At 66.1% G+C, this 10,304-nt stretch carries 10 protein-coding genes; all 10 read left to right on the plus strand.

Annotated elements, in window-relative coordinates:
* A partial coding sequence (locus ACESY8_RS07230; protein WP_498794682.1) for a 3'-5' exonuclease occupies positions 1 to 1,780 on the plus strand: 1,780 nt, incomplete at its 5' end.
* Positions 1,781 to 1,919: 139 nt separating this feature from the next.
* Positions 1,920 to 2,126, plus strand: a complete 207-nt coding sequence (gene rpmE, locus ACESY8_RS07235) for a 50S ribosomal protein L31 (protein ID WP_007489589.1) — start codon at positions 1,920 to 1,922, stop codon at positions 2,124 to 2,126.
* 99 nt (positions 2,127 to 2,225) lie between these two features.
* Positions 2,226 to 2,438, plus strand: coding sequence for a hypothetical protein (locus tag ACESY8_RS07240; RefSeq protein ID WP_007489590.1), 213 nt, complete (start codon positions 2,226 to 2,228; stop codon positions 2,436 to 2,438).
* A gap of 5 nt (positions 2,439 to 2,443) precedes the next feature.
* Complete coding sequence (locus tag ACESY8_RS07245; RefSeq protein WP_054338425.1) at positions 2,444 to 2,950, plus strand: flavin reductase family protein; 507 nt, start codon at positions 2,444 to 2,446, stop codon at positions 2,948 to 2,950.
* A gap of 34 nt (positions 2,951 to 2,984) precedes the next feature.
* Complete coding sequence (gene hflX / locus ACESY8_RS07250; RefSeq protein WP_007489592.1) at positions 2,985 to 4,277, plus strand: GTPase HflX; 1,293 nt, start codon at positions 2,985 to 2,987, stop codon at positions 4,275 to 4,277.
* A 76-nt stretch (positions 4,278 to 4,353) separates the two neighbouring features.
* Positions 4,354 to 4,884, plus strand: coding sequence for a GNAT family N-acetyltransferase (locus tag ACESY8_RS07255; RefSeq protein WP_007489593.1), 531 nt, complete (start codon positions 4,354 to 4,356; stop codon positions 4,882 to 4,884).
* Positions 4,881 to 5,516, plus strand: coding sequence for a YigZ family protein (locus tag ACESY8_RS07260; protein ID WP_035298463.1), 636 nt, complete (start codon positions 4,881 to 4,883; stop codon positions 5,514 to 5,516). Before ACESY8_RS07255 ends, ACESY8_RS07260 begins: the two co-directional genes overlap by 4 nt.
* Before the next feature lie 89 nt (positions 5,517 to 5,605).
* Entirely contained in the window at positions 5,606 to 6,610 is a 1,005-nt protein-coding gene (locus ACESY8_RS07265) for a deoxyguanosinetriphosphate triphosphohydrolase (RefSeq protein WP_007489596.1), read from the plus strand.
* 76 nt (positions 6,611 to 6,686) lie between these two features.
* A complete protein-coding gene (gene dnaG / locus ACESY8_RS07270; RefSeq protein ID WP_204681211.1) occupies positions 6,687 to 8,468 on the plus strand; it encodes a DNA primase in 1,782 nt (593 codons plus the stop codon).
* A gap of 4 nt (positions 8,469 to 8,472) precedes the next feature.
* A complete protein-coding gene (rpoD, locus tag ACESY8_RS07275) occupies positions 8,473 to 9,819 on the plus strand; it encodes an RNA polymerase sigma factor RpoD (RefSeq protein ID WP_065535777.1) in 1,347 nt (448 codons plus the stop codon).
* Positions 9,820 to 10,304: the final 485 nt, after the last annotated feature.

Here is a 10,304-nt window from a genome sequence, read left to right on the forward strand (position 1 = left end):
CTTCTTCGCCCCCACCGAGGTGAACGTGGCCCTCTCCCTGCTCCAAATCGTGGACAACCCCCGGCAGGACGTGCCCCTCATCTCCGTCCTCCGCTCCCCGGTGTACGGCTTCTCCGCCGACCGGCTGGCGGAGCTCCGGGCTGCCAGCCCCGATACCGACTTCTACGCCGCCCTGACCGCCGACGGCGGGGAGGACAGCCGGGCCTTTCTGACCGAGCTGGACGAGCTGCGCTTCGGCGCGGGGGAGCTGAGCAGCCACGAGCTGCTCTGGCAGCTCTACGACCGCACCAATCTGCTGGGGGTGTTCGGTGCCATGGAGCGGGGGGAGGAGCGGCAGTCCAACCTGCTCACCCTGGCGGAGCTGGCCCGCCGCTTCGAGGGGGCGGGCCACAAGGGCCTGTTCGGCTTTTTGTCCTACCTGACCCGGCTGCGGGAGAACGGGGCCAAGCTGGCCCTGCCCGCCCCCGGCCGGGAGGGGGGCGGCGTGCGCATCCTGAGCATCCACAAGTCGAAGGGGCTGGAGTTCCCCGTGGTGCTCCTCTGCGGGCTGGCGCGGAGGCTCAACCGGGAGGACATGAGCCGGCCCATCCTGTTCCACCCCAAGCTGGGGGTGGGTCCCAAGCGGCTGGACGTGGAGCGGGGGATGGAGTATCCCACCCTGGCCCGCCGGGCGGTGGCCCGGAAGCTGGAGCTGGAGATGATGGCCGAGGAGCTGCGGCTGCTCTATGTGGCCATGACCCGGGCCAAGGAGAAGCTGATTTTGTCGGTGGCCCTCACCGGCGGGGCGCGGGATCTGGAGAAGCTGGCCCCCGACGCGGCCTGTCCGGTGGAGCCCCAGGTGCTGGCCGGGTGCCAGAGCGTGGGGCAGTGGGTGCTGCTGCCCGCCCTGGCCCGGCCCGACGGGGAGGTCCTCCGCCGGGCCGCGGGGGTGCAGGTGCCCGTCCCGGCGGCGGACTTCGGTCCGGCCTGGGATATCCGCTTTGTGGACGGGGCGGAGTTCCAGGCGGAGCCGGAGGAGAGCGCCATTTCCCCATCCGGTCCCCCGGACGGCGAGATGATTTCCGCGGGGGCGGGGGAGGAGACCGCCGCCCTGGCGGCCCGGCTGGCCTGGCATTATCCCCACGGGGCGGAGGTGGAGCTGCCCTCCAAGCTCACCGCCACCCAGCTCAAGGGGCGGGCGCTGGACGAGGAGGTGGCCGAGGCGGCGGTCCGGCCCCCCCGGCCCATCCGCCTGGGGCGGCCCCGGTTCGCCGCCGAGGAGTTCGGCCTCACCCCGGCCCAGAAGGGCACCGCCCTCCACCTGGTCATGCAGTACATCGACTTCGAGCGGACGGAGCGCGTGGAGCAGGTGCGGGCCGAGATCGCCCGGCTGGTGGAGCGGGCCTTCCTCACCCCCCAGCAGGGGGAGGCGGTGGACCCGGCCAAAATCGCGGCCTTTTTCGCCTCTCCCCTGGGGCGGGAGCTGATGGCCTCCACCTCCCTGCGGAGGGAGTTCAAGTTCTCCATCCTGGTTCCGGCGGCGGACTACTACCCCCAGGCCGGGGCGGAGGAGCAGGTGCTCCTCCAGGGCGTGGTGGACTGCTGCTTTGAGACTCTGGAGGGCATCACCGTGGTGGACTTCAAGACCGACCGGGTGGACCGGCGCTCTGTAGCGGCCCGGGCGGAGGAGTACCGGCCCCAGCTCGCGGCCTACAGCCGGGCGCTGGAGGAGATCACCGGGAAGCCGGTGATCCGCCGGTGCCTGTGGTTTTTCGCCCTGGATCAGGCGGTGGATGTGTGAAGGGCCGCTGGCAACTTGAAAAATTTCTCGAAAAAACAGTTGCAATTCCGGTTTTCCTGTGCTATACTATCCTAGCGTTTATAAGGCGTGGAGGTTTGCTGCGCCGCCTCATCCAGAACGAGAAAGAGGTGAACACACCATGAAGGAAGGCATCCATCCCAACTACGAACAGACCACGATCAAGTGTGCTTGCGGTAATGTGATCGAAACCGGATCTACCAAGAAGGACATTCGCGTGGAAGTCTGCTCCAAGTGTCACCCCTTCTTCACCGGCAAGCAGAAGATGGTGGATACTGGCGGACGCGTCAGCCGCTTCAACAAGAAGTTCGGCCTGGACAAGAAGTAAGTTCGTATGTAAGAGCCCGTACCGGTTTCGGTACGGGCTCTTTTGCATCGGAAGGATACCAGCCGCCGGAGCGGCATAAGAATAAGGAGGGAGACGGCCATGCGCAAGTGCCTGCGCTGCGGGACAGAGATGGTGGAGGGCTGGAACGTCAAGGAGGATGGGCATAAACATGAAATTATCATCGACAATGGGGGAAGCTTCGTGCGCGGCGACGGACGGATGGGAATTCTGAAGGCCGCGGTCTGCCCCCAGTGCGGCGAGGTTTCGGTCTATGTGGACGATCCGGACACGGTGATCAACGGATGGAGGTAAGAGCGATGTTTAGCAGAATTGACCCCAAGGAGCTGGACCAGAACGTCTTTTCCATGATCGGCGAGCGGTGGATGCTGGTCACCGCCGGGACGGCGGAGCGGTGCAATACCATGACGGCCAGCTGGGGCGGCCTGGGCGTGCTGTGGGGGAAGCCGGTGGCCACGGTCTACATCCGCCCCCAGCGGTACACCCTGGAGTTCGTGGAGCGGGAGGACTGCTTCACCCTCTCCTTCTTCGGGGAGGAGTACCGGAAGGCCCTGGCCCTGTGCGGCTCCAAGAGCGGCCGGGACGTGGATAAGGTCAAGGAGTGCGGCTTCACGGTGGCCGGGGCGGCGTGCGGCGCGCCCTACTTTGAGGAGGCCGGGCTGGTGCTGGTGTGTAAAAAGGCGTACTGGCAGGACATGGACCCGACCCACTTCCTGGACGGAGAGCTGGACGGGAAGTGGTACCCCGAAAAGGATTACCACCGCATCTTCATCGGGGAGATTGTGGAAGTGCTGAAGAAAAACTGACGCCGGGGCTGCGGCCCGCGGCGCGGAGGACGGTATGACGGAAAACGAGACAAAGCAAGCGAAAAACCGGGCGGTGCTGGTGGGCCTGAACGCCCACTGCCTGTCGGCCGAGGAAAACGCCGACGACACCTCCATGGAGGAGCTGGCCGATCTGCTGGAGACTGCGGGGGGCGTGTGCGTGGGCACCGTGTTCCAGAACAAGGACGCCCCCGATCCCCGCACCTTCATCGGCGAGGGCAAGGCGGCTGAGGTGAAGGAGCTGGTGGGGGCCATGGGGGCGGACATGGTGGTGGTGGATAACCCCCTATCCCCCTCCCAGCAGCGGGTGCTGTCGGAGGAGCTGGGCGTCCAGGTGCTGGACCGGGCGGCCCTGATCCTGGATATCTTCGCCCAGCGGGCCCGCACCCGGGAGGGACGGCTCCAGGTGGAGCTGGCCCAGTACCAGTATCTGCTGCCCCGGCTGCTGGGCATGTGGACCCACCTGGAGCGCCAGGAGGGCGCCATCGGCACCCGCGGCCCCGGCGAGACCCAGTTGGAGACCGACCGGCGGCACATCCGCCGCAAGATCCAGAAGCTGCGGGAGGAGCTGGAGCAGGTGCGGCGGGTGCGGGCCACCCAGCGCACCCGCCGGGAGAAGAACGAGGTGCCGGTGGTGGCCATCGTGGGCTATACCAACGCGGGCAAGTCCACCCTGCTCAACCGGCTGACCGGGGCGGACATCCCCGCCAACAACCGGCTGTTCGACACCCTGGACACCACCACCCGGACGCTGGAGATCAGCGACACCTGCACCGTGCTGCTCAGCGACACCGTGGGCTTCATCCGCAAGCTGCCCCACCATCTGGTGGAGGCCTTTAAGGCCACGCTGGAGGAGCTGAGCTACGCCGACCTGCTCCTCCACGTCATCGACGCCTCCAATCCCCTGTGGCGGGAGCAGGCGGCGGTGGTGGAGCAGCTCATCGTGGAGCTGGGGGCGGAGCAGACCCCCCGCATCGACGTGTTCAACAAGTGCGACAGATTTACCGGCGACATCCTTCCCCACGGGGCGGACATCGTGTCCATCTCGGCCAAGACCGGCCAGGGGCTGGACGAGCTGCTGAAGAAAATCGGCGGCCGCCTGGACACCGGCGCCTGCCGGGTGGTGCTCCGCCTGCCCTACGACCAGGGCGGCGTGGTGGACATGCTCCACCGGCAGGCCAAGGTGGAGCGGGTGGACTACGGCGAGGCCATCGAGGTGGAGGCGGTGTGTACCCCCGTCCAGCTTGGCCGCCTGAAGGACTATATCGTGTCGGGCTGGACGCCCCCCAAGGAGCCCTGGGAGGACTGAGAGGCGCCGTAAACGGCGCGATACCCCCTCCGCGCTCCGAGGGGGTTCAATGCTTGCGATATAAGGAGGAACCGCCATGCAGTTACTGGAGACTGACCGCCTGCTCCTGCGCCCCTTCACCCTGGACGATGCGGAGGGGCTGTACGCCTACGCCAGCCACCCGGAGGTGGGCCCCCCGGCGGGGTGGCGCCCCCACCGGAGCGTGGAGGAGAGCCGACAGGTCATCGAGAACATCTTCGTCCCCTCGGATGCCCTGGCGGTGCTCCGCAAGTCCGACGGCCGCCTGATCGGTTCGGCGGGCTTTGTGGACCGGCACCGCACGGAGCTGGGGACGCCCAGCGAGGAGATCGGCTATTCCCTGGCCCGGGACTGCTGGGGCCAGGGGCTGATCCCCGAGGCGGTGAAGGAGATTATCCGCCACGCCTTCGCCGACCTGGGCTACCAGGCCCTGTGGGCGGCCTACTACGACGGCAACCGCAAGTCCAAGCGGGTCATGCAGAAGTGCGGCATGACCTACCGCCTCTCCCGTATTGAAGCGGTGGAGCAGCTGGGCGAGACCCGGCTGGCCCACTACTTTGCCGTCACCCGAAGGGAGTGGGAGCGGTGACCGAGTATTTTGTCCCCACCGGAGCGTCCGAGACCGAGCTGGTGGAGAAGCGCTCCCGCTTCCTCGGCCATGTCTGGCCGGTGGAGAGCGAGGAGGAGGCCAGGGCCCGCATCGAGGAGATCCGAAAAAAGCACTACGACGCCCGCCACCACTGCTGGTGCTACCGCATCCGGGAGGGGGGCGTGGAGCGCTACTCCGACGACGGGGAGCCTCAGGGCACGGCGGGCCAGCCCATGCTCAACGTCTTCCAGCGGGAGGGGGTCACCAACGTCTGCTGCGTGGTGACCCGCTACTTCGGCGGTATCCTGCTGGGGGCGGGGGGGCTGGTGCGGGCCTATACCCAGTCCGCCAAGGACGCCCTGGACGCGGCGGGCATCTCCGTGGTGCGCCGCTGGGTGGAGGTGGCCGTGCCCTGCCCCTACTCCTTCTTCGAGCGGCTCAAGCTGGAGCTGGAGGCCCACGGCGGGGTGCTGGGGGAGGTGGAGTACGCCGCCGACGTCACGGTGCACGCCCTGCTGCCCGAGGAGCGGGCGGAGGCATTCTCCGCCCGGCTCACCGAGCTGGCCGCCGGCGGAGTGGCCGCCCAGGTGTGCGGCGAGTCCTTCCAGGCGGTGCCCCGGACACAAGTATGAACAAATCATGAATCTTTTGCAAAAAAGAAGGATTTTTCCGAGGAAAGAAGTATATAGTTACAGAGACTGCTGAGAGGTAGGTGGTATCTGTGACCCTGCGCGAACAGACCGAGGCGCTGGAGCGGGAGATGCTCTCCCCCTTTGCATGCCTGTCGTCCCAATCCCGGGGGCGGCAGACGCCGCTGGAGCCCTGTCCCACCCGCACCTGCTTCCAGCGGGACATCGACCGGATCATCCACTCCAAGGCCTTCCGGCGGCTCAAGCACAAGACCCAGGTCTTTCTGGAGCCGGAGGGGGACCATTACCGCACCCGCATGACCCACACCATCGAGGTCAGCCGCATCGCCCGCACCATTGCCCGGGGCCTGCGGCTCAACGAGGATCTGGCGGAGGCGGCGGCCTACGGCCACGATCTGGGCCACACCCCCTTCGGCCACGCCGGGGAGCGGGTGCTCAATGAAATCCTGCCCGGCGGCTTCGCCCACAACGAGCAGTCCCTGCGGGTGGTGGACCGGCTGGAAAAGGAGGGGGAGGGCCTCAACCTGACCTATGAGGTGCGGCGGGGCATCCTCTGCCACACCGGCCCCGACCGGGCGGAGACCCTGGAAGGCCAGCTCCTCCGGCTGGCCGACAAGATCGCCTACATCAACCACGACATTGACGACGCCATCCGGGGCAGGATCATCTACCCCATGGACATACCCCTGTCCATCTCCCAGGTACTGGGCTTCACCCACTCGGAGCGGATCAACACCCTGACGGTGGACATCATCACCCAGAGCGCCGGGCGGGACGCAATTCTCCAGTCCCCCGCCTGCCGGGACGCCATGGGCGAACTGCGGGCGTTCATGTTCGAATTTGTCTACCGCAATCCGGTGGCCAAGGGGGAGGAGGGGAAGGCCCAGGAGCTGCTCCGCCGCCTGTTTGACTACTACCGGCGGGAGCCGGACAAGCTGCCACCGGAGTTTCAGGACATCAGGATGGAGGAGGGCGTGGAGCGGGCCGTCTGCGACTATATTGCGGGCATGACCGACGTCTACGCGGTGGAGTGCTTTAACGCGGCGTTCATTCCGAAATCCTGGAGCGTGAAGTAGGCGCGGACAGGCAGGCCGCGCGGGAGGGTATAAGCCTGGTATATTGTGGAAAACATAGTCGGAAGGAGGGCGCGGCGTGCCGATTCCCGAACAATTCATCGACGAGCTGGTGGCCCGGAGCGAGATCTCCGACGTGGTTTCCTCCTATGTCCACCTGACCCGGAAGGGAAACAACCTGTGGGGGCTGTGCCCCTTTCACAACGAAAAGACGCCCTCCTTCTCGGTTTCGCCGGATAAACAGATTTACCACTGCTTCGGCTGCGGCAAAGGGGGCGGGGTGATCTCCTTCATCATGGAGATCGAGAACCTGCCCTTTCCCGACGCGGTGCGCCTGCTGGCCCAGCGGGCGGGGCTGGAGGTGCCCGACGCAGGCACCGATGACGCCGGGCGCAAAAAGCGGGCCCGGGCCCTCGCGGCCAACCGGGACGCGGCCCGGTTTTACCACGACTACCTCAAGGGCCCCGGCGGTGCGCGGGTGCGGGACTATCTGGCCCAGCGGCAGGTTGCGCCGCGCACCGCCACCCGCTTCGGCCTGGGGGCGGCTCCGGAGCAGTGGGACGCGCTGACCAGGGCGCTGACCGCCAAGGGATACAGCAAGATGGAGCTCATCGACGCCGGGCTGGCCGTGGCGGGCAAGAACGGCGGCGTGTACGACAAGTTTCGCGCCCGTCTCATGCTCCCCGTCATCGACGTGCGGGGGGAGGTGGCCGGCTTCACCAGCCGCATCCTGCCGGGGGAGGAGGGGGCCAAGTACCTCAACACCCCGGAGACTATTGCCTTCAAGAAGGGGCGGCTGATCTACGCCCTCAACTTTGCCAAGAGCACCAAGCGGCCCAATCTGGTGCTGGTGGAGGGCAACATCGACGTCATCACCCTCCACCAGGCGGGGTTTGACAATGTAGTGGCCACCATGGGCACCGCCCTCACCGAGGAGCACGCCCGGATTCTGGCCCGCTACACCAAGGAGCTGGTGCTCTGCTACGACAATGACACGGCGGGCAAGCAGTCCACCGACCGGGTGCTCAACATTCTGAAAAACGCCAACCTGAACGTCCGGGTGCTCCAGCTCCCCAACGCCTACGACGCGGAGGGAAAGCCCATCAAGCAGGATCCGGACGACTTTGTGAAGAAATTCGGCCCGGCGGCCTTTGAGAAGTGCCTGAACGGCAGCGCGGGCCAGAACGACTACCGGCTGGAGACCCTCCAGCAGAAGCACAGCCTGGCCGACGAGGAGGGGCGCATGGCCTTCCTCCGGGAGGCGGTGGAGACGGTGGCGGCGCTCCAGAGTCCCATCGAGCGCGAGATTTACGGCAACAAGGCCGCGGCGGCCGCAGGGATCTCCTCCTCCGCCTTTGCTCAGGAGGTGGAGCGGTTCCGCAAGAACCGGGCATGGCAGGCCCGCAAGAAGCAGGCCCGCCGGGAGCTGACGCCGGCGGCCCAGCTCCAGCCCCGGGAGCGGGAGCTGCGGTATGAGAACCTCCGCTCGGCCCGGGCGGAGGAGGGGGTGGTGAGGCTGCTGCTGCTGGAGCCCGACCTGTTTCCCCAGGTGGAGGGGCTGGGGCCGGAGCAGTTTTCCGCCCCGGTGCTGGCCAAGATCTACGCCCTGCTGTGCCAGCGCCACCGGGAGGGGCGCTCCACCCAGTTGGCCGCCCTCGCCGGGGCGCTCTCCCCGGAGGAGATGAGCCACCTGGTGAGCGTGATGGATCAGCCGGAGGCCCTGGCGCACAGCGCCCAGGCCCTGCGGGATTACATAGAAATCATTGAGACCGAGGCCCTCAAGCGGGGCGGGGCGGGCGCAAGCGACCCCCTGCTGGCGGCACGGGAGAAGTTCAGAGAAAGAAAAGCGTATGGAGGATAACCGCATGAGTGAGAAGAAGACCACCAGCAAGAAGGTACACACCCTGACCCTGGAGGATCAGACCAAGCTGGCCCAGGCCAATGTGAAGAAAATGGAGCAGGGCAAGATCGAGGTCATGAAGGTCGTCGAGGGCGTCCAGGGGGCGGAAAAGCTGGCGGAGCTGATCGAGCGGGGCAAGAAAAACGGCAAGCTCTCGTCCAGTGAGCTCATGGATGTGCTGGAGAACCTGGATCTGGAGAGCGACCAGATGGACAAGATCTACGATACCCTGGAGAACCTGGGGATCGACACCGTGGGCGACGACTATCTGCCCGAGCTGGCTGACGATATCATGCCCCCCCTGGAGGAGCTCAACGAGATTGAGGAGCTCCCCGAGGAGGAGATGGTGGACCCCAATACGCTGGTGGACTCCTTCGGCATCGACGACCCTGTGCGGATGTACCTCAAGGAGATCGGCAAGGTGAATCTGCTCACTCCCGATGAGGAGATCCAGTTAGCCCAGGATATGGGGGCCGGCGACGCGGCCAAGGAGCAGATGGAGGAGCTGGAGCAGGCCCGGAAAAACGGCGAGGAAGTCTCCATCACCGAGGAGGAGGAGAAGGAACTGCGCCGCCTGGTGAAGCGGGGCGAGGCCGCCAAGCAGCGCCTGGCCGAGGCCAACCTCCGCCTGGTGGTGTCCATCGCCAAGCGGTACGTGGGCCGCGGCATGCTCTTCCTGGATCTGATCCAGGAGGGCAATCTGGGCCTCATCAAGGCGGTGGAGAAGTTCGACTACACCAAGGGCTACAAGTTCTCCACCTATGCCACCTGGTGGATCCGCCAGGCCATCACCCGGGCCATCGCCGACCAGGCCCGCACCATCCGCATCCCCGTCCACATGGTGGAGACCATCAACAAGGTCATCCGTGTCTCCCGCCAGCTCCTCCAGGAGCTGGGCCACGACCCCTCCCCCGAGGAGATCGCCGAGGAGATGAGCATGCCCGTAGACAAGGTGCGGGAGATTCTGAAAATTGCCCAGGAGCCGGTGAGCCTGGAGACACCCATTGGCGAGGAGGAGGACTCCCACCTGGGCGACTTCATCCCCGACGAGGACGCCTCCGAGCCGTCGGAGGCCGCCTCTTTTACCCTGCTCAAGGAGCAGCTGGTGGACGTGCTGGGCACCCTGACCCCCAGGGAGGAGAAGGTGCTCAAGCTGCGCTTCGGCATTGAGGACGGCCGTACCCGCACCCTGGAGGAGGTGGGCAAGGAGTTCAACGTCACCCGTGAGCGCATCCGCCAGATCGAGGCCAAGGCCCTGAGAAAACTGCGCCACCCCAGCCGTTCCAAAAAGCTGAAGGACTTCCTGAACTGATTCTTTTTTGATGCCGTCAGGCATTGGGCGCAGTTTCGGGGTCCCCGCGGGAGCCCAGCGCAAGCGGGTCCCGTGGGGAGAGGAGGAGCGGCGGAGCGAGGGAGCCTTCGCCGTCCGGCGGAGGCGAGGAATGCGCAGCCCGCGACGACGGCGCGCCACCCCAGCCGTTCCAAGAAGCTGAAGGACTTCCTGAACTGAGACAGTACAGCGACGAGACGAGGCCCCGAACCATACGGTTCCGGGCCTCTGGCCTGTCAAAGACCTCCCGCAAAGGAAAGCCGCGCAGAGTTCCTGCGGCCGCAGCCGCAGGAATAAAGCAAAAATCCGTCGTTTCCGGGGACATGTGCCTCGGAAATGACACCTCTCATAGCAGAAGGGGCGACTATTTCGCTGGAAATCGAGTCCCTTCCGCCATGCTGTCTTTCTCGAAAAAGTTGCGCTGCCACTTTTTCGACACGCAGGCGGGGCCCGGAACCGTCAGGTTC

It is taken from the genome of Clostridium sp. ATCC BAA-442 (assembly GCF_964239415.1).
GTDB classification, from domain to species: domain Bacteria; phylum Bacillota; class Clostridia; order Oscillospirales; family Oscillospiraceae; genus Flavonifractor; species Flavonifractor plautii.

Excerpts from the sequence above, each read along its gene's own strand:
- hflX (WP_007489592.1), top strand. The coding sequence starts at position 2,985 with ATGACGGAAAACGAGACAAAGCAAGCGAAAAACCGGGCGGTGCTGGTG.
- rpmE (WP_007489589.1), top strand. The coding sequence starts at position 1,920 with ATGAAGGAAGGCATCCATCCCAACTACGAACAGACCACGATCAAGTGT.
- rpoD (WP_065535777.1), top strand. The coding sequence starts at position 8,473 with ATGAGTGAGAAGAAGACCACCAGCAAGAAGGTACACACCCTGACCCTG.
- ACESY8_RS07255 (WP_007489593.1), top strand. The coding sequence starts at position 4,354 with ATGCAGTTACTGGAGACTGACCGCCTGCTCCTGCGCCCCTTCACCCTG.
- ACESY8_RS07240 (WP_007489590.1), top strand. The coding sequence starts at position 2,226 with ATGCGCAAGTGCCTGCGCTGCGGGACAGAGATGGTGGAGGGCTGGAAC.
- ACESY8_RS07245 (WP_054338425.1), top strand. The coding sequence starts at position 2,444 with ATGTTTAGCAGAATTGACCCCAAGGAGCTGGACCAGAACGTCTTTTCC.